This is a genomic window from Mesorhizobium sp. EU05-FHT14A09, assembly GCF_058790995.1.
Genome location: NZ_JBYTDF010000001.1, coordinates 229,121 through 248,988, shown reverse-complemented (window position 1 = coordinate 248,988; position 19,868 = coordinate 229,121). Strand labels below are relative to the sequence as shown.

Sequence of the window (19,868 nt, the reverse complement as noted above, 5' to 3'; positions counted from 1 at the left end):
CCACGCGGCGAGCCGACACCCGTCTGCAAAGAGGTCAGATCATGACGCGCATCATCACCGCCAAGCCTCTGACGCGCGCGAACTTCACGGAATTCGGCGAGGTCATCGATACCGAGACCGATGGCCACTACCCGATCAACAATGGCCGATGCGAACGCTATCACGCACTCGCCCGTCCGGAGGCTACCGGTCCGAACGGGCATGTCCTGATCAACCTGTTCAAGGGCACGCCTTACGCATTCCCGTTGAAGCTCTCGATGGTGGAACGGCATCCTTTCGGCAGCCAGGCTTTCGTGCCGCTTTCGCCCCGCCCATTCGTGGTCGTGGTCTGCCATGACAGTCCGGACGGCCCGGCCGAACCGCGTGCTTTCATCACCAAGCCGGGCCAGGGCGTGAATTACCCGCGCAATCTCTGGCATGGCGTGCTCACGCCGATCGGCGAGCCGCAGGACTTCGTTGTCGTCGACCGGGGTGGCGACGGCTCCAATGTCGAGGAATTCCACTTTTCGCACCCGTACGAAATTCACCTGCCCGAAGGGTTCCAGCCATGACAGATGTTTCGCTGATCGATCGCCTGCTCGACGTCATCGAGCATGACATCGTGCCGAAGACCGAAGACGGTGTTGCGGATGGCAACAAGCTGTTCGGCGCCGCTATCCTGCGTAAGAGCGATCGCTCGCTGGTGTTGGCCGAAACCAACAACGAGACCGAGAACCCGCTCTGGCACGGCGAAGTGCACTGTCTGAAGCGTTTCTACGAGATGCCCAAGGCCGAGAGGTTGGATACGAAGGACGCGATCTTCCTGGCCACGCACGAACCGTGTTCGCTGTGCCTTTCAGCGATCACTTGGACCGGCTTCGACAATTTCTACTACCTGTTCAGCCACGAGGATTCGCGCGACAGCTTCGCCATTCCGCATGACCTGAAGATCCTCAAGGAGGTCTTCACGCTCGAGCCGGGTGGCTACAATGCCGAGAACGCCTATTGGAAGAGCTATTCGCTGCGTCGGCTCGTGCGGGATTTGCCCGAGATCGAGCGCACGCGTCTGGAAACCCGCATCAAGACCATTTCGGACAAATACGATGCGCTTTCCGCCGGCTATCAGGACGGCAAGGCCGACAACGATATTCCGTTGAATTAGCTCCGCGCCCACCGTTCGGGAAATACCGGACCGCCGCAAACCGCCCCGGCAAGGGGCGGAAGACGGCATGCCATATGCGGCACTCGATGTCGCATCCTGCCTCGTGACCGGATTTCCCTTACGTCCATTATCCTCCTCACAAGAACAAGAAATCGACCGAAACGGTCGAAGCAAAGAGCGAGGAACCCATGTCGAATGAACTCGAATATCTCAGCCGCCGCGTTGCCGCCGGAAAGCTGAACCGACGCGATTTTCTGGGCCGCGCCGCAGCACTTGGTGTCAGCGCCGCTTTCGCCAACACGCTGCTCAGCGATGCAGCACGGGCCGAAGGCCCAATCAAGGGCGGCGTGCTGAAGGCCGGCATGCAGGGCGGTGCAGCCACCGACAGCCTCGATCCTGCGCTCTGGGCCAGCCAGGTGCCCTACACGTTTGGCCGCTGCTGGGGCGAACAGATGGTGGAGGTGACACCAACGGGCGGCATCGAACCCAAGCTCGCCGAATCTTACGAGTCTTCCGACGACGCCAAGACCTGGATCTTCAAGATCCGCAAGGGCGTCACCTTCCACAACGGCAAGGAGATGACGCCTCAGGACATCGTGGCGACGCTGGAGCGCCATGGCGACAAGAATTCAAAGTCGGCGGCGCTGGCCTTCATTTCGGAGTTCGACAGCGTCAAGGCCGACGGCGGCAACGTCGTCATCAAGCTGAAGGAGCCCAACGCCGACCTGCCCTATGTCGCCGCCGACTTCCACCTGATGATCCAGCCGAACGGCGGCAAGGACAATGCGACCGCCGGTATCGGCACCGGTCCCTACAAGATCGTCACCAACGAACCCGGCGTGCGCCACGTCGGCGCCCGCCACGAGGGCCATTGGGATCAGGCACGACGCGGTCATGCCGACCAGATCGAGATCATCGTCATCAATGACGCCACCGCGCGCACCTCGGCGCTGCAGGGCGGCCAGGTGCATATGATCAACCGTGTCGAGCCGAAGATCGTCTCACTGGTGAAGCGCGTGCCGGGCGTCACCATCCGCAACGTTGCCGGCAAGGGACACTACGTCTTCATCGCCCACTGCAACACCGCGCCCTTCGACAACAATGACCTCAGGCTGGCGCTGAAATACGCCGTCGATCGCGAGGAGATGGTGCAGAAGATCCTCGGCGGCTATGGCACTGTCGGCAACGACATGCCGGCGAGCAAAGCCTATGCGCTATTCTCCGACGATATCGAGCAGCGCAAATACGATCCCGACAAGGCGAAGTTCCACTTCAAGAAGTCCGGCCATTCCGGGCCGGTGCTGCTGCGTACTTCGGATGTCGCCTTCCCGGGCGCTGTCGATGCCGCCCAGCTCTACCAGCAGAGTGCCGCCAAGGCGGGCATCCAGATCGAGGTCAAACGCGAGCCCGGTGACGGCTACTGGTCGGAGGTGTGGAACAAGCAGCCCTTCTCGATGTCCTATTGGACCGGACGCCCGACGCAGGACCAGGTCTACTCCATCGCCTACCTCAAGAATGCGGAATGGAACGACACCCGCTTCTTCCGCGACGACTTCGACAAGCTGATCCTGCAGGCACGTTCGGAACTCGATTCAGCCAAGCGCAAGATGCTCTACCGCCAGGCCGGTGTCATGCTGCGCGACGAAGGCGGTGTGATCGTGCCGATGTTCAACGACTATATCGACGCGACCAGCGCCAAGGTCGGGGGCTGGGTGGACGATGTGAACAGCGAACTGATGAACGGTCACGCACTGACCAAGTGCTGGCTGCAAGCCTGATGGACGTCTTCGAAACGACGTGACCTGACCATTGCCTTATGCGGTTGCGCGGGAACTCGTTCCGCACGCAACCGCATGTCGCAAACAGGATGGCCCCATTGCATCTGGCCCAAACCCACCTGCCAGATAATTGGCAAACGACATTCAGCTTTCCAAAATCCTGGTTTTTGCAGGAAAAAAGTCGACTTCGTAACAATCCGGCCGCGATTTTCCAAAATCCACAAAAACCGTACGCGCACGATCGGCTCAAAAACGACATACCATATGCGGCAGTCGATGTCGCATCCTGCCTTGCGCCGAAGTTTCCCTTACGTCCATTATTCTCGTGACAAAAACAAGAAATCGACCGCAACGGTCGAGCCAAAAGAGTGAGGAACAGGCATGCCGAATGAACTCGAGTATCTCAGCCGTGTTGTTGCCGCCGGTAAGCTGAACCGACGCGATTTTCTGGGCCGTGCGGCAGCGCTCGGCGTCACCGCCGCCTTTGCCAACACCCTTCTCAGCGACGCCGCCAGGGCGGCAGGCCCAGTCAAGGGCGGCACATTGAAGGCTGGCCTGCAGGGCGGAGAATCCTCGAACGTCCTCGACCCGGCGTTGAACCTCAGCCAGGTCAACTTCAACTTCGGCAAGTGCTGGGGCGAAATGCTGGTCGAGCTGAATCCGGACGGCAGCCTCGATAACCGCATTGCCGAATCGATCGGTTCGTCGGACGACGCCAAGGTGTGGACGATGAAGATCCGCAAAGGCATCGAGTTCCACAATGGCAAGACGGTGGCGCCGCAGGATGTCGTCGCCACGCTCGAGCGCCATAGCGACGCGAAGTCGAAATCGGCGGCGCTCGGCATCCTGCAGGGCATCGACAAGATGGCGGTGAACGGCGACGAAGTCGTCATCACCCTCAAGGACCCGAACGCCGACTTCCCCTATCTTATGGCCGACTACCATCTCGTCATCCAGCCGAACGGCGGCAAGGATGACCCGAATGCCGGCATCAGCGCCGGTCCCTACAAGGTGACCGTCAATGAACCCGGCGTGCGCTATGGCGGCGAAAAATTCGCCAACTACTGGCAAGGCGACAAGATCGGCCATGCAGCGCAGGTCGAAATCATCGTGATCAATGATGCGACCGCGCGTACCGCCGCACTGCAGGGCGGCCAGGTCAACATGATCAACCGCGTCGAGCCGAAGATCGTCGATCTCGTCAAGCGCGTGCCGGGCGTCACCATCCAGGCGGTGTCGGGCAAGGGCTTCTACCCGTTCAACATGTTCTGCGATACCGCGCCTTTCGACAGCAACGACCTGCGCATGGCATTGAAGCTCGCCATGGACCGCGACGAGATGCTGGAGAAGATCCTGCGCGGCTATGGCAAGGTCGGCAACGACATCCCGGTCAACGAAGCATATCCGCTGTTCCCGACCGATCTCGAACAGCGCAAGTTCGACCCGGAAAAGGCGGCTGAGTTCTACAAGAAGTCCGGCCATTCCGGCTCCATCCTGCTGCGGACCTCGGACGTCGCCTTCCCAGGCGCGGTGGATGCAGCCCAGCTCTACCAGCAGAGCTGCGCCAAGGCGGGCATCAAGATCGAGATCAAGCGCGAGCCTGGTGACGGCTATTGGTCGGAAGTATGGAACAAGCAGCCGTTCTCGCTCTCCTATTGGGGCGGCCGGCCAACGCAGGACCAGATGTATTCCACAGCCTACATCTCCAGCGCAGATTGGAACGACACGCGCTTCAAGCGTCCGGAATTCGACAAGATGGTGCTGGCGGCGCGCGGAGAACTCGATCAAGATAAGCGCAAGAAGATGTACGGTGACATCGCTACGGTGATGCGCGACGAGGGAGGACTGATCGTTCCGTTCTTCAATCAGTATATCGACGCCTCCGGCAAAGGTGTGGAGGGTTGGGTGAGCAACCCGGCACAAGAAATGTGCGGGGGCTACGCCTTGTCGATCTGCTGGCTGGCAGCTTGATCCAGGCCGGCCGGTGAGTTCGCCCATCCTGAAGCTGATCGCCCAACGCATCGCGTTGGGCCTTCTTCTCCTGTTCGCCGTCTCCGTGCTGATCTTTGTCGGCACGCAGATCCTCCCGGGCGACGTTGCCCAGTCCATCCTCGGCCAGTCGGCGACAGCCGAGTCGCTCGCCAACCTGCGCGAGGCGCTCGGCCTCAACGACCCGGCCTATGTCCGCTACTTCAAATGGCTGGGCGGCATCCTGACCGGCAATCTCGGTACAGCGCTGTCGTCTGGCCAGGATATCGCTTCCGCCATTAGCGGCCGGCTGTGGAACACCCTGTTCCTCGCCTTCTGGGCCGCTGCTGTCTCCGTGCCACTGGCGATCGGCCTCGGCCTGCTTGCCGTGCGTTACCGCAACGGTTTCGTCGACAAGCTGATCTCGGGGCTGGCGCTGGCGTCGACATCGTTGCCGGAATTCTTCATCGGGTACCTGCTCGTCTACTTCTTCGCCGTGCAGTGGCAGATTTTCCCCGGCATTTCGACGGTCTATGACGGCATGCCGTTCCTGGAGCGGATGAAAGCCATCGCCCTGCCGGCGACCGCGCTGACGCTGGTCGTGCTGGCGCATATGATGCGCATGACACGCGCTGCGATCCTCAACGTCATGCAGTCGGCCTATATCGAGACCGCCGAGCTCAAGGGGCTGTCGCCTTTCGACATCATCCGCAAGCATGCTTTCCCGAATGCCATAGCGCCTGTGGTCAATGTGGTGATGCTGAACCTTGCCTATCTGATCGTCGGCGTCGTCGTGGTCGAGGTCATCTTCGTCTATCCGGGCATGGGACAATATCTGGTCGACCATGTCGCCAAGCGCGACGTCCCGGTGGTGCAGGCAGTCGGCCTGATCTTCGCCGCCGTCTACATCACCTTGAACATGATCGCCGACATTGCCGCGATCCTCACCAATCCGCGTCTGCGGCATCCGAAGTGAGGGCGGAATGAGACAGATCCCCCTCACCGCCTGGATCGGCCTGATCCTGACCGGAATGTTCCTGATCTGCGCGGTCTTCGCGCCCTGGATCGCGCCATATGGCAATGGCGAGATCGTTGGCGACGTCTGGGCGCCGATGTCATCGGCCAACGTGCTGGGCACCGACAATCTCGGCCGCGACCTGCTTTCGCGCATGATCTACGGTGCGCGCATCACCATCTTCATCGCGGTTCTGGCGACGGCGCTTGCATTCTGCCTGGGCTCGATCCTCGGCTTCACGGCAGCAACGGTCGGTGGCAAATTCGACATGATCCTGTCGCGCTTCGTCGATCTGCTGATGGCAATCCCGACGCTGATCTTCGCGCTGGTTGTGCTGTCGGTGCTGCCTTCCACGATAATGACCCTGATCCTGGTTATGGGCATCCTCGATTCGACTCGCGTCTATCGCCTGTCACGTGCGGTCGCCGTCGACATCAATGTCATGGACTTCGTCGAGGCCGCCAAGCTGCGCGGCGAAGGCATGGGCTGGATCATCTTCCGCGAGATCCTGCCCAATGCGCTGTCACCGCTGATTTCGGAACTCGGCCTGCGTTTCATCTATGCGGTGCTCTTCCTGTCGGCCTTGTCCTTCCTCGGCCTCGGCGTGCAGCCACCGGACGCCGATTGGGGCGGCATGGTGAAAGAGAATAAAGACGGCATCGTCTTCGGCATTCCGGCAGCCCTGATACCGGCAGCCGCGATCGCCCTGCTCGCCATCTCGGTCAACCTGGTCGCTGACTGGGTGCTGAACCGCACCTCGGACCTGAAGGGAGGACGCGGCAATGGCTAAGACCCAGGCAGCCACACCCAAACCGGAAATGCTGCTCGACATCCGCGACCTCCGTATCGAGGCGCGGGTTTACCCACCCGACGAAGCGCCGAAGATCGTCACGCTGGTGCACGACGTTTCCCTGACACTGAAGCGCGGCAAGGTGCTGGGTCTCATCGGCGAATCCGGCGCCGGCAAATCGACCATAGGCCTGTCCTCGATGGCCTATGGTCGCGGCGGTGTGAAGATCACCGGCGGCCAGGTGCTGCTCAACGGGCGCGATATCCTGACGCTTGGTCCAAAAGGCGTGCGCAAGCTGCGCGGCCGCGAGGTCTGCTATGTGGCGCAGTCGGCGGCCGCAGCCTTCAATCCCGCCCACAAGCTGATGGACCAGGTGGTGGAGGCAGTCCTGCTGCATGGTGTCGTCTCGCGCGCCGAGGCCGAGAAACGCGCGGTTGCGCTGTTCAAGAAACTCAGCCTGCCCAATCCGGAAACCATCGGCAATCGCTACCCGCACCAGGTCTCGGGCGGCCAGTTGCAGCGCGTGATGACGGCCATGGCGCTGTGCTCGGAACCCGACCTCATCGTCTTCGACGAGCCGACGACGGCGCTGGACGTGACGACCCAGATCGACGTGCTTGCCGCGATCAAGGACGCTATCCGCGACACGCATGTCGCGGCGCTTTACATCAGCCATGACCTCGCCGTGGTGGCGCAGGTCGCCGACGAAATCCTGGTGCTGCGTCATGGCCGCCTGGTCGAGCGCGGCGACACTCACCAGATCATCAAGCTGCCGCAGCAGGATTACACGCGCGCCTTGGTGGCGGTGCATGAGATCGACCATTCGGAAAAACAACCGACTGCGGCCCCGATATTGTCGGTGAAGAATGTGACGGCCGCCTATGGCGGCGGCGCCGTCAAGGTGCTGAAGAACGTCTCGGTCGACCTGCACCCCGGCCAGACGCTGGCAGTGGTCGGCGAATCCGGCTCCGGCAAATCGACACTGGCGCGTGCCATCACCGGGCTTTTGCCGCCACAGGAAGGTTCGATCCATTTTGACGGCCGTACCTTGTCCAACCGGTTGGCTGACCGGCCAAAGGAAGATCTGCGCCAATTGCAGATGATCTACCAGATGGCCGATGTGGCCATGAACCCGCGCCAGACCGTGCGCACCATCATCGGCCGCCCGCTCGAGTTCTATTTCGGCATGCGCGGCAAGGCACGCGACCAGCGGGTCGCGGAACTGCTCGACAAGATCGAGATGGGCCAGGGTTTCGCCGACCGGTATCCGGCCGAGCTTTCCGGCGGCCAGAAGCAGCGTGTCTGCATCGCCCGTGCGCTGGCCGCGAAACCGAAGCTGATCATATGCGATGAAGTCACCTCCGCGCTCGACCCGCTGGTGGCCAACGGCATCCTGAAACTGCTGCTCGAGTTGCAGCAGGAAGAAAAGGTCGCCTACCTCTTCATCACCCACGACATCGCCACGGTGAAATCGATCGCCGACGCCATCGCCGTGATGTATCGCGGCGAAGTCGTGCGTTACGGCTCCAAGGGCCATGTGCTGGCGCCGCCTTTCGACGCCTACACCGACCTGCTGCTTTCTTCGGTACCGGAAATGGAACAGGGCTGGCTGGAAAGTGCGATCCAGGGGCGGCGCATGGAGAGCGCCGGAAACTAGCTTTTGGGTCAACTGTCATGCGGCCGCAACGAGCGGCCGCCACTGTGATCTTCTTGGGGGCGGAGGAGCCCAAACCGGGAAGGGAGCAGACCATGACAACCGAACTCGATCATCTCGCCAAACTGGCCGGCAAAGGCGGCATCAGCCGTCGCGACTTTCTCGGTCGTGCCGCAGCACTCGGCGTCACCGCCACCTTGGCGGGCACAGTTGCCGACCGTGCCTTTGCCCAGGTGCCAGCCAAGGGCGGCATTCTGAAGGCCGGATTGCAGGGCGGTGAATCGACCAACAGCCTCGACCCTGCGTTGAACCTGAGCCAGGTCACCTTCAACTTCTGCAAGCAATGGGGCGAATTCATCAATCGGCTGAAGCCGGACGGCAGCCTGGAGAACCTGATCGCGGAGGAGATCGGCTCGTCCGACGATGCCAAGACCTGGACCATCAAGGTCCGCGACGGCATCGAGTTCCACAACGGCAAAACCGTCAAGGCGGAGGATGTGCTCGCCACGCTCGAGCGGCATGCCGACGAGAAATCCAAGTCCGGCGCCCTCGGTGTGCTGAAGAACATCAAGGCGATGACGGCCGAAGGCAAGGAGGTGATCGTCTCGCTGGCCGAGCCAGATGCCGACTTCCCCTACCTGATGGCCGACTATCATCTCGTCATCCAGCCGAATGGCGGCAAGGACAACCCGAACGCCGGCATCAGCGCCGGGCCTTACAAGGTCAAGGTGAACGAGCCGGGTGTGCGCCATGGTGGCGAACGCTTCGCCAATTATTGGGGCGGCGACAGGCTCGGCCACGCCGATCAGGTCGAGATCGTGGTCATCAACGACGCCACAGCACGCCTTGCAGCCCTGCAGGGTGGCCAGGTGCACTTCATCAACCGCGTCGAGCCGAAGGTGGTGAATCTCGTCAAACGGGTACCCGGCGTGTCGGTGGAGGCAACCTCAGGCCGCGGCTTCTATCCGTTCAACATGTTCTGCGACACCGCACCCTTCGACAACGGCGATCTGCGCACGGCGTTGAAGCTGGCGATGGACCGCGAGGAACTGCTTTCCAAGATCCTGTTCGGCTACGGTTCGCTCGGCAACGACTTCCCGATCAACGCGGCCTATCCGCTGTTTCCAGAAGACGTCGAACAGCGCAAATTCAACCCCGAAAAAGCCGCCGAGCACTACAAGAAATCTGGCCATTCAGGGTCGATCCTGCTGCGCACCTCCGATGTGGCGTTTCCCGGCGCGGTCGATGCCGCACAGCTTTACCAGCAAAGCTGTGCCAAGGCCGGCATCAAGATCGAAATCAAACGCGAGCCCGGCGACGGCTACTGGTCGGAAGTATGGAACAAGAAACCATTCTCGCTCTCCTATTGGGGCGGTCGCGCCACGCAGGCACAGATGTATGCAACAGCGCTGGCCTCTTCCGCGGACTGGAACGACACGCGCTTCAAGCGTCCGGATTTCGACCAGTTGCTGATGAAAGCGCGCGGTGAACTCGATCCGGACAAGCGCAAGGGCCTGTTCCACGACATGGCAGTGCTGGTGCGCGATGAAGGCGGCGTGATCGTGCCATTCTTCAACCAGTTCATCGACGCAGCGGCGACCAACAAGATCGGCGGCTGGGTCGCCAATCCGCAAGGCGAGATGATGGATGGTTATGCCTTGGGTGCCTGCTGGCTGAAGGCCTGACAACACAGCGCCATGCGGCAGGAAGGGATCGCCGCATGGCGCTGAAGACGGTGGCTCAGCGCATGATTTCGGAGAGGTTCTTCATGCGCAGATTGTCAGAGCGTCCTTTGTCCATCTGAATGGACGCGGGCCGCTCTAGTGCCACCAGTCATGGGCGTGGATCGCCTGATCTATCCGGGCGCTATCCGCCTGAGCGTTGGTGTTGTTCAACTCATAGGCACGGATGTAGTCGATCTGCATTTCCGCAGGTGTGGCCAGTCCGTCCGCGGGTGTGCCAGCAGCTCCGCCGACAGCCAGATTGACCAGCATGTACATGGGCTTGTGCATGTCTGCAGGCGTGTTGGCCCGGAAAATCTCGGTATCGTCGAAATACCAGACCAGTTCGTTCTCGGTCCAAAGCAGCCCGTAATTATGGAAGCCTTCGGTGTCAGGCACATTCACTGCCGACCCCACCGTGGTGCGGCTGCCGGTTTCATTGGTATGCGCGGCAACGTGAACCGTATTCGGATCCTGCCCGCGCATTTCCACCACATCGAGTTCCGGCGGCCAGGAACCGTCCGCCGGCAGCAGCCAGAAAGCCGGCCAGACACCGTGATTGTTCGGCATGTCGGCGCGGATTTCAAAATAGCCGTAGGTCTGGGTGAACGACGCGTAGGTGTTGAGCAGTCCCGAGGTGTAGTCGTAATTGTTGATGTAGGGCTTGATCGCAGCATCGGCCCGGGCGGCGGTGATGGTCAGCACGCCATTGTCGATATCGAATGGGTCGACTGAACGGGTGGGTACGTAGTCGTGGTCGATGTACCACTGCTTCTCACCATTCGCGGTCAGCGTGCTGCCGTTTTCCGCCCCCCACCAGAAATTGGTGTCCCAGGTGCCGCTGGTGCCATTGCGCAAGCTGAGCGTGTTGAAATTATCGGAAAAGGACAGTTTGAGATGCGACCGGTCCAGACTGAGTTCGAACTGATCCGCCTTGAGCTGGTCGACGGTGGTGTTGGCAAAGACCAGGAATTCGTTTGATCCGAGATTCAGCCGCACGTCGCTGCCCGACTGGACCATATTCGCTTTCACTTCGGTGAAAGAGCTGAAGCCGTAGCCGGTCAGGCGGACATTGTCGTCTGCGCTAAAATCCAGGATCAGATCGCTGCCATTGCCTGTCTTGAACAGGAAGGTGTCGGCGCCGCCACCGCCTCTCAAGACATCGTCGCCGAGACCGCCGTCGATCGTCTGTCTGCCGGAAGCGCCGCTGATGATGTTGTTCAGATCATTGCCGATGGCGTAACGCCCGCTACCGGTAACGGTCAGGTTCTCGATATTGGCGGGTAGTTTGTAACTCATCCAGGTTTCGACGGTGTCGATCCCCTCGCCCGGCAGCTCATGCGCACGGTTGATGGCCGAATAGAGGTGGTAGATATCGTCGCCCTGCCCACCATGCATGGTGACGTTCACCTTGCTGTCGCCCCACAGCGAGTCGTTCCTGACGCTCCCGTAAAGTTCGGGACCTGAATTGGTTGCCGACACGTGGTTTACGGAGGGATTACTGTAAGGAAGCAGGACGCCCTTGGCGTTGCGCACGGTGGCCATGACGATCTCCTGTCGTCGAAAATGCCACCCGTCCTTAAGCTAGCATCCGCACTGGTATCTGACGACCCGCTAAAATGCTAACATTATGATACAGGCTGTTACGGGCCGCGGCTCAATGCGGCCATTCGCTTCGGCCGAGGCGTTGCACTGCCTCCACGATACGCGAAAAGCTCTCGCGGGCACGCGCCACGGTGTGACGGGCACGCAGATAACCATGCACCAGGCCCGCTTCTTCCCGCCAGAACGCTTTGCCGCCCGCCGCCTGGATGCGGTCGCGATAGGCCTCGCCATCGGAAGACAGCGGGTCGCATTCGGCGGTAATGACGACAGTGGGCGGCAGGTTCGAAAAGTCGCGGTCGAGCATCGGCGCGATGGTCGGATCGATCATGCGCCCTTCCCCACCGGTGCGGACGTTCTTGTAGAAGATCAAGTCCCGCATCGTCAGCATCGGCGCCTCGGCATGCTCGACGTAAGAGCCCTTCGACTGGTCACCACCGAGACCCGGATAGATCAACACCTGGCCGACGGCACGACGTGGATGCGCGCGCGTTGCGTGCGCAACCGCGGCGGCAAGATTGCCGCCGGCACTGTCGCCGACCAGCAGGATCGGCACCTGGTAGCGTGGCACCGCCCAGTGGAACGCCGCCATCGCATCGTCGTAGGCAGCCGGATGGCGATGTTCCGGAGCCAGCCGATAATCGACCGAAACGACCTCATAGCCGGTCCGGCCGCACAGCTCGGCGCAGACATCGTCGTGACTGTCCAGCCCACCGAGGATAAAGCCGCCGCCATGGAAATAGAGGATCAGCGCCTGCGGCTCTGCGCCCGCCCGACGGTAGATGCGGATCGGAATGGCGTGGCCGGGCGTGCCGATGGTTGTCGTCTCCGCCGACACTCCCTCCGGATATCCGGCAAAGAACTCCCGACACATGCGGTTGTAGACGCCGCGCTGCTGTTCGATCGTGTAGTCGATCGTGTCGGGCGGATAGTAAGAATTGGTCTTCTCGATGAAAGCCCAGGTCTCGGCGTCGATCAGCTTGGTGTAGTCGGTCATGGCCGTCGGCAGCTCACTTGCCCTTCCACACCGGATCGCGCTTTTCCGCGAAAGCCTTGAAACCTTCGAGATTGTCTTCCGAGGCATAGAGTTCGTCGACCGTGCGGAACTGGCGCTTGGTGATGCGATTCATGGTCTCCTGGAAGCCCATGGTCTCGGCGGCGCGCGCCACTTCCTTGATAGCGGCAAAGACCAGCGGTGGCCCACCAGCGAGCAGCCGGGCGATCTCCCAGACGCGATCCTCAAGCTTGTCGGCCGGTAGCACCTCGTTGACGAGGCCCCAGCGATGCGCCTCCTGCACGTCCATCCAGCGGCCGGTGAGCAAAAGGTCCATGGCGACATGGTAGGGAATGCGCTTCGGCAGTTTGATGGTGGCAGCATCCGCCAGCGTGCCGGCGCGGATCTCGGGCAGCGCGAAGCTGGCATGATCCGAGGCGTAGATCAGGTCGCAGGAGAGTGCCAATTCGAAGCCACCGCCGACCGCCATGCCGTTGACGCAAGCGATGACCGGCTTGTTCAGATCGCGCAATTCCTGCAGGCCGGCAAAACCGCCGACACCATAGTCGCCGTCCACTGCGTCGCCAGCGGCAGCCGCCTTGAGATCCCAGCCGGCGGAAAAGAACTTGTCGCCAGCCGTCTTGACGATGGCGATGCGCAGCTCCGGATCGTCGCGAAAGGCTTTGAAGGTTTCGCCCAGCAGGCGCGACGTCTTCAGGTCGATGGCGTTGGCCTTCGGCCTGTCCAGCGTGACTTCGAGGATGACACCTTCGCGGCGGGTCGTTACGACGTCAGACATGTGATCCGTTCACCTCATTGTAGTTCACCGCGCTTGCGGCGATGAAATAGCTGTATCGCTTCAAGTTAAGCCTGCGGCCGATCAAAGCCTCGATTTGACTGTGAACGCGTCCGGTTATCGGCCAACCGCCTTCGATCATGGAATCGCTTGGGGGACGCCTGTAGATCCTTCTAAGGGCCAGAACGTTGAAATCCTTCAGCACGACCTCTTCGACGAGGAACTCAGTTTGTTTGTCAAACTTTTCCAAGCACCAGACGAGCCTGTAAGGCGGGTGAGTGGTGGCATCGATTGCCGATGACGGAAGCTCGCCTTCCCACTGAGCAGACGGCGGCGGGAAAATCATGACCGTACCTGCCGTGTGATGAGCAACGCATCCGCGATCCACGCTCCCTTGCCCTCGGCGCAGACGATCAGCGGATTGATGTCGAGCTCTTCGATGCCGCCGGCATGGGCGGAGGCAAAGCGAGCAATGCCCTCGATGGCCGCAACCGCTGCTTCCAGGTCAGCCTTCGGCCTGCCACGATACCCATCGAGCAGAGGGAACATGCGCAGGCTGCGCAACGCTGTCTCGATGTCATCACGTGTGGTCGGCAGCAGCAGCGTGGCGCTGTCCTTCAACAATTCCACCAATACACCACCGGTGCCGACCGTCATCACCGGACCAAAGACCGGATCGCGGGTCACACCGACGATGAGTTCGGCGATGCCGCTGGCCACCATCGCCTCGACGTAAAGGCCGCTGCCCAGCGCCAGCAGAGCCGCAGCTGCATCGCGAACATCCCCGGCATTCTTCAAGTTGAGCCGCACGGCGCCGAGTTCGCTCTTATGCGCAACACCGAGCGCCTTGAGCGCAACTGGAAAGCCGAGCGCCTCGGCCGCCGCCACGGCCTCGCCGACATCGGCGACCCGCCGGCCTTGCGGCACCGGCAGGCCGGCAACGGCCAGCATGGCCTTGGCGATGGCCTCGTCCGGTTGCCGTTCCACAGTGACACTTTCGTCGGGCTCTGAACCAGCAGCCCAGACGGCTGGTGAAGACGGATGTCTCCATGCCTCAGCGACAAACACGGCCGCTTCGGCCGCGTCAAATGCCTCGGCGATACCGTGGATTGGGACGATGCCGCGCTTGAGCAGTTCGACCGAATGATCATCTGACAGATTCTCGCCCATCGAAGCGACGATGGCTCCGTCGGCGCCATTGGCCTTCAGCGCCGCTTCGAACGCATTCACCGTTGGCCACCAGTCCGCGTCGGAACAGCGGTCCGTGCGCGGGAAATCCAGCACCAGCATGTTCAGGCCGAAGCCGCCGGACGCCATCGCCGAGAAGGTCGCGGTCAGCGCGTCCTGCTTGCCCCAGATATAGGTGTTGTAGTCGAGCGGGTTGGCAACCGCGACCAGCGGCCCGAGTGTCTCCTGCACGCGCGCCTTGTGCGCTTCGGTCAATGCGGGAAAATAGACGCGTCGCCCCTCGGCGGTATCGGCCATGACGGACGCCTCGCCGCCGGAACAGCTCATCGACGAGAGGGTTGGTTTGGAAAGCGGGCCGACCGCGTGCAGCAGTTTCAGCGTTTCCAGGAATGACGGGATCGTGTCGACACGCGGAATGCCGAGCCGCTTCAGGAAGGCATCGGACGCCGCATCGGAGCCAGCAAGCGAAGCGGTGTGCGAGATGGTGGCGGCGCGCGCCTGCTCGGAACGACCGACCTTCATGGCGACGATCGGTTTCTTCAACTGTCGCGCCCGTGCCGCCAGCCGCTCGAAGCCATCAACCTTGTCGAACCCTTCGATGTGCAGGCCAAGGCAAGAGACGCGCTCATCCTCGATGAGGCCGAGCGCCATCTCCGAAAGACCGGTCTGTGCTTGGTTGCCGGCAGTCATCAGGAAGGCGACCGGCAGGCCGCGTGTCTGCATGGTCAGATTGCAGGCGATGTTGGAGGACTGGGTGATGATGGCGGCACCCTTCTCGCCTTCCTGCAGCCGGCGACCGCCATGCTGGTCTGGCCACAACAGGGCGCCGTCGGCATAGTTGATCAACCCATAGCAGTTCGGGCCGATGATCGGCATGCCACCGGCAGCCTCGATCAATGCCAGCTGCAGATCCTGGCCTTCTGCCTCGTAGTGCGCGGTCTCGCGAAAGCCCGCCGCAAAGCAGATGGCGCCACCAGCGCCGCTCTCACGCAATTCGCGCACCACATCGATGGTGAGATGCCTGTTGACGCCGATGAAGGTGGCATCCGGCGCATGCGGCAGTTCGGCGAGAGATCGATAGGCCTTGACGCCGGCCACTTCGTCCTTGCTCGGATGGACCGGCCAGATGTCACCGGCAAAGCCCATCTTGAGCGATTGCTTGACGACATTGGGGGCGAAGAAACCACCACCGACGACAGCGATCGATTTCGGACGCAGCAGACGGGAAAGGTCACGGGGCATTGTCATGGGGTCACAGCTGCATTGTCCGCGTGCGCCGCGCGGAGCTTTTCGAGTTCGCTCAGATAGTCCTCGGTCGCCTTCACACCCTTCGGGCTCAGCCCGTAGATGCCGGTGCCGACCCGCTCGAACCATCCGTAGTGGTTGTCGGCCATGAGACGGCGGGCATGCGATATGCTGGTCTGTTTGGCGACCTCAGCGGCCTTTGTCGGACCTTGTTCGACAAGCAAATTGAGGCAGCGCAGCGCTTCCTGTCGGTATCCTGTCACAAGATTGCGGCGGGTGGCGCCACCGAGGTTCGGATCGCCGACCAGTCGTTCGAACTCGCGCAGCAACCGCGTCTTGCGCGGCTTCGACTGGCGCGGTTTGTAAGGTGCGGGATCGCAATGAATCTCGGTAAACCCGTCGGCAAGCCGGACCGTAATCAAGCCTAGGCCGAGCCGCCGGCACAGCTTCCTGTTGTCGATCAGCGCCTTGAGCGATGCGCGCCCGGCGCCGCGCGGCACGGCGACATAGACAGCGTCGCTGATGGCCTGGCGCTGGATCGCCTGGTGGAACAGGGACAGCGAGAAGCCCGCCTTCAGCTCGACGATGACCGGATCATCACCCTCGCGGACCGCGACGATGTCGGCAGCACCGACCTCGCCCTTCACCATGTAGCCCTGCGCTTCAAGCAGGTGCTTCACGGGCAGATAGAGGTCGGTTTCCCTGATGCCGGTCTTAGCCATGATGCGAGGCCATAATGCGGGACTATCCTCCGACTGCCCGCAACAGGGCGCGCGAAATGATGTGGCGCTGGATTTCCGACGTGCCTTCCCAGATGCGTTCGACGCGTGCATCGCGCCAGATGCGCTCCAGCGGCAGGTCGTCCATCAGCCCCATGCCGCCATGTATCTGGATCGCTTCGTCGGCGATATAGGCCAGCACCTCGGTGGCCTTGAGCTTGGCCATCGCCATGTCCTGATCAGTCACGCTGCCTTGGTCATACTTCCAGCCGGCTTCCATCACCATGAGGTTCGCGGCCTTCAGCTCCGTCGCCATGTCGGCCAGCTTGAAGGAGACGCCCTGGAACTTGCCGATCTGCTGGCCGAACTGCTCGCGCTGTGCGGCATAGTCGATGGCGTGCTGCAGCGCGCGCTCTGCCCGGCCAAGGCACGTGGCGCCAACCTGTAGGCGTGTGGCGCCCAGCCAGCTGTTGGCCACCTCGAAACCCTTGTGGACCTCGCCCAGCACCTGTTCCTGCGGGATGCGGCAATCGTCGAACTCCAGCACCGAATTGGTGTAGCCGCGGTGCGAGACGTTGCGGTAGCCATCACGAACCGTGAAACCGGGCGTACCCTTATCGACGAAGAACGCAGTGATCTTCTTGCGTTTACCGCGCGGGCTGTCCTCTTCACCGGAAGCCATGAAGCAGATGGCGAAGTCTGCGATGTCGGCATGAGAAATGAAGTGCTTGGTGCCGTTCAGCACCCAGTCGCCGCCCTTTTCGACCGCGCTCGCCTTCATGCCGCGCAGGTCAGAGCCGGCGCCAGGCTCGGTCATGGCCAGGCAGTCCCATTTCTCGCCGCGAATGCAGGGAAAGAGGTATTTCTCGCGCTGCGCATCGGTGCCGGCGAGCAGGATGTTGGACGGCCGCGCCACGCAGGTCCAGTGCAGCGCGTAATTGGCCCGGCCAAGCTCCTTTTCGTAAAGCAGCCAGGTCAGCGTATCAAGGCCGGCGCCACCGACTTCGGCCGGCATGTTGGCGGCATAGAGACCGGCGGATATCGCCTTGGCCTGCAGCTCCTTGATCAGGTCCATGCGCAGGTGGCCGCTGCGCTCGACCTCCAGCTCATAGGGATAGAGCTCCTTCTCGACGAAAGCGCGCGTGGTGTCGACGATGAGCTGCTGTTCTTCGGTGAGGCCGAAATGCATGGCTCAGCCCCTCTTCCCGGCGGCCTTCTTGGCTGCCTTCTTCATCGGCTTGGCCGCCTTGGCTTTCGCGGCTGCGCTGGAGACCTTCGTCTTCGCCGAAGCCAGATCGGCCAGCTGCTTGGTATAGCTCTTGTGCAGCGCGCCCGCGCCCCAGCCCTTGCCTTTGTTCTGCTTCGATAGCGCGTCCATGATCGCGACGAGATTGTCGTCGCGGATCTTCTCGAGCTCGCGGATCGACCATTTCGACGACTGGTCGTCGGACTGGCCGGCGATCAGGTCGACCAGTTCGTCGTTGAACTCCGGTACATCCGTCAGCTTGGTCCACGGCCATTGCAGGCATGGCCCGAACTGCGCCATGAAGTGGCGCATGCCAGCCTCGCCGCCGGCGATGCGGTAAACCTGGAACATGCCCATCTGCGCCCAGCGCAGGCCGAAGCCATAGCGCATGATGTCGTCGAGTTCCTCGACGGTGCAGATGCCATCCTTGATCAGCCACAGCGCCTCGCGCCAGGCTGCCTCGAGCAGGCGGTCACCGACAAAGGCCTCGATTTCCTTGCGGATGACCACCGGCTTCATGCCGATCGATGCATAGATCTCCTTGGCGACCTCGATGGCTTCGGGGAAGGTCTGCGCGCCGCCGACGATCTCGACCAGCGGCAGCAGGTAGACCGGATTGAACGGATGGCCGACGACGAGCCGTTCCGGGTGCTTTTTCATCGCCACCTGCATGTCGGACGGCTTGATGCCGGAGGTCGACGAGCCGATGATCGAATTGGCCGGCGCATGGAGGTCGATCTCGGCCAGCACCTTGTGCTTCAGGTCGAGCCGCTCCGGCACGCTTTCCTGGATGAAATCGGCATCCGTCACCGCCTCGGCGATTGTCTTGGCAAAGGTAAGCTTGCCCTCCTTGGGCAAGCCGCCGGGCAGCATCTGCTTGTAGGCGCGGCGCGCGCCCTTCATCACTTCGCTGACCTTGCGCGATGCCTCGGGGTCGGGATCGTAGATCGAGACGTCGATGCCGTTGAGCAGAAGGCGCGCGACCCAGCCGGCGCCGATGACTCCGCCGCCGATGGCGGCCGCTTTTTCGATTGTCATTTTGTCGTTCCCCGAAAGGGCTTCAAGTTTCGATGAAGCTTATGCAGCCAGCGGCGCGCGCTTGGTGAGGTTGAGCTTCTTGCGCACCTCCTCCGGCCCGATCACGCGAGCGCCGAGATTTTCGACGATGTTGGCCGCACGTTCGACCAGTTGCGCGTTGGTGGCAAGCACCCCCTTGTCCAGCCAGAGATTGTCTTCCAGGCCGACACGGACATTGCCGCCGGCCAGCACGGCCGCCGCCGCATAGGCCATCTGGTTGCGGCCGAGCGCGAAGGCCGAGAACGTCCATTCCTTCGGCACATTGTTGACCATAGCCATGAAAGTGTTGAGGTCGTCCGGAGCGCCCCACGGCACGCCCATGCACAGTTGAACCAGCGCGTCGGACGCCAGCACCTTCTCTTCGACCAACTGCTTGGCGAACCAGAGGTGGCCGGTATCGAACGCCTCGATTTCCGGCTTCACGCCCATCGCCGTCATCATGCCGCCCATGGCGCGCAGCATGCCGGGCGTGTTGGTCATGACATAGTCGGCTTCGTTGAAATTCATCGTGCCGCAATCCAGCGTGCAGATCTCGGGCAGGCACTGGCGCACATGCTCGACACGGTTGCTGGCGCCCCCCATGTCGGTGCCCTGCTGCTTCAATGGCAGCGGGTTTTCGACATCGCCGAACACCATGTCGCCGCCCATGCCGGCGGTCAGGTTGAGCACGACGTCGACATTGGAGTCGCGGATGCGTTCGGTGACTTCGCGGTAGAGATGGATATCGCGGCGCGGCTTGCCGGTTTCGGGATCGCGGACGTGACAATGCACGATCGCAGCGCCCGCCTTGGCCGCCTCGATGGCCGAATCGGCGATCTGCTTGGGTGAGCGCGGCACATGTGGGCTGCGGTCCTGGGTGCCGCCGGACCCGGTCACGGCACAGGTAATGAAGACCTCGCGGTTCATCGCAAGCGGCATCGCTTTTCCTCCCGAA

At 61.9% G+C, this 19,868-nt stretch carries 17 protein-coding genes; 8 read left to right on the top strand and 9 right to left on the bottom strand.

Annotation, left to right across the window (positions count from 1 at the left end):
- Window positions 1–41 precede the first annotated feature (41 nt).
- From AC3WTO_RS01130 to AC3WTO_RS01095, 8 genes are all read left to right on the top strand, one after another.
- Window positions 42–551, top strand: a complete 510-nt coding sequence (locus AC3WTO_RS01130) for an ureidoglycolate lyase (protein ID WP_492458839.1) — start codon at window positions 42–44, stop codon at window positions 549–551.
- The gene (locus AC3WTO_RS01125) at window positions 548–1,141 is read left to right on the top strand and encodes a nucleoside deaminase (protein WP_492458838.1); all 594 of its coding nucleotides are present in this window, start codon (window positions 548–550) and stop codon (window positions 1,139–1,141) included. The genes AC3WTO_RS01130 and AC3WTO_RS01125 overlap by 4 nt, the downstream gene beginning before the upstream one ends.
- Window positions 1,142–1,329: 188 nt before the next feature.
- Window positions 1,330–2,919: an ABC transporter substrate-binding protein gene (locus AC3WTO_RS01120; RefSeq protein WP_492458837.1), complete on the top strand. Its 1,590-nt coding sequence runs from the start codon at window positions 1,330–1,332 to the stop codon at window positions 2,917–2,919.
- A 381-nt stretch (window positions 2,920–3,300) separates the two neighbouring features.
- The gene (locus tag AC3WTO_RS01115; protein ID WP_492458836.1) at window positions 3,301–4,890 is read left to right on the top strand and encodes an ABC transporter substrate-binding protein; all 1,590 of its coding nucleotides are present in this window, start codon (window positions 3,301–3,303) and stop codon (window positions 4,888–4,890) included.
- Between the two features lie 13 nt (window positions 4,891–4,903).
- The gene (locus AC3WTO_RS01110) at window positions 4,904–5,863 is read left to right on the top strand and encodes an ABC transporter permease (protein ID WP_492458835.1); all 960 of its coding nucleotides are present in this window, start codon (window positions 4,904–4,906) and stop codon (window positions 5,861–5,863) included.
- Window positions 5,864–5,870: 7 nt separating this feature from the next.
- Window positions 5,871–6,692 carry an ABC transporter permease gene (locus AC3WTO_RS01105; RefSeq protein ID WP_492458834.1) on the top strand — a complete coding sequence of 274 codons (822 nt, stop codon included), beginning with the start codon at window positions 5,871–5,873 and terminating at the stop codon, window positions 6,690–6,692.
- Complete coding sequence (locus AC3WTO_RS01100; protein ID WP_492458833.1) at window positions 6,685–8,349, top strand: ABC transporter ATP-binding protein; 1,665 nt, start codon at window positions 6,685–6,687, stop codon at window positions 8,347–8,349. The genes AC3WTO_RS01105 and AC3WTO_RS01100 overlap by 8 nt, the downstream gene beginning before the upstream one ends.
- A gap of 92 nt (window positions 8,350–8,441) precedes the next feature.
- Window positions 8,442–10,031, top strand: coding sequence for an ABC transporter substrate-binding protein (locus AC3WTO_RS01095; RefSeq protein WP_492458832.1), 1,590 nt, complete (start codon window positions 8,442–8,444; stop codon window positions 10,029–10,031).
- A 135-nt stretch (window positions 10,032–10,166) separates the two neighbouring features.
- Here AC3WTO_RS01095 and eglC read toward each other — a convergent pair whose 3' ends face one another.
- From eglC to bcoG, 9 genes are all read right to left on the bottom strand, one after another.
- On the bottom strand, window positions 10,167–11,612 hold the full coding sequence (eglC, locus tag AC3WTO_RS01090) for an endo-1,3-1,4-beta-glycanase EglC (protein WP_492458831.1): 1,446 nt from the start codon (window positions 11,610–11,612) through the stop codon (window positions 10,167–10,169).
- Between the two features lie 112 nt (window positions 11,613–11,724).
- Window positions 11,725–12,666: an alpha/beta hydrolase gene (locus AC3WTO_RS01085; RefSeq protein WP_492458830.1), complete on the bottom strand. Its 942-nt coding sequence runs from the start codon at window positions 12,664–12,666 to the stop codon at window positions 11,725–11,727.
- Between the two features lie 13 nt (window positions 12,667–12,679).
- Window positions 12,680–13,462: a carnitinyl-CoA dehydratase gene (locus AC3WTO_RS01080; protein ID WP_492458829.1), complete on the bottom strand. Its 783-nt coding sequence runs from the start codon at window positions 13,460–13,462 to the stop codon at window positions 12,680–12,682.
- A complete protein-coding gene (locus AC3WTO_RS01075; protein WP_492458828.1) occupies window positions 13,455–13,805 on the bottom strand; it encodes a DUF7683 domain-containing protein in 351 nt (116 codons plus the stop codon). The genes AC3WTO_RS01080 and AC3WTO_RS01075 overlap by 8 nt, the downstream gene beginning before the upstream one ends.
- Window positions 13,802–15,895: an acetate--CoA ligase family protein gene (locus AC3WTO_RS01070; protein WP_492458827.1), complete on the bottom strand. Its 2,094-nt coding sequence runs from the start codon at window positions 15,893–15,895 to the stop codon at window positions 13,802–13,804. The genes AC3WTO_RS01075 and AC3WTO_RS01070 overlap by 4 nt, the downstream gene beginning before the upstream one ends.
- Entirely contained in the window at window positions 15,892–16,614 is a 723-nt protein-coding gene (locus AC3WTO_RS01065) for a DUF2161 domain-containing phosphodiesterase (RefSeq protein WP_492458826.1), read from the bottom strand. The genes AC3WTO_RS01070 and AC3WTO_RS01065 overlap by 4 nt, the downstream gene beginning before the upstream one ends.
- A gap of 22 nt (window positions 16,615–16,636) precedes the next feature.
- Window positions 16,637–17,800 (bottom strand): acyl-CoA dehydrogenase family protein, encoded by a 1,164-nt coding sequence (locus tag AC3WTO_RS01060; RefSeq protein WP_492458825.1) that lies wholly within the window; start codon window positions 17,798–17,800, stop codon window positions 16,637–16,639.
- A gap of 3 nt (window positions 17,801–17,803) precedes the next feature.
- Complete coding sequence (locus AC3WTO_RS01055; protein WP_492458824.1) at window positions 17,804–18,895, bottom strand: 3-hydroxyacyl-CoA dehydrogenase NAD-binding domain-containing protein; 1,092 nt, start codon at window positions 18,893–18,895, stop codon at window positions 17,804–17,806.
- A gap of 39 nt (window positions 18,896–18,934) precedes the next feature.
- Window positions 18,935–19,852, bottom strand: coding sequence for a 3-dehydrocarnitine:acetyl-CoA trimethylamine transferase BcoG (gene bcoG, locus AC3WTO_RS01050; RefSeq protein WP_492458823.1), 918 nt, complete (start codon window positions 19,850–19,852; stop codon window positions 18,935–18,937).
- Window positions 19,853–19,868 lie beyond the last annotated feature (16 nt).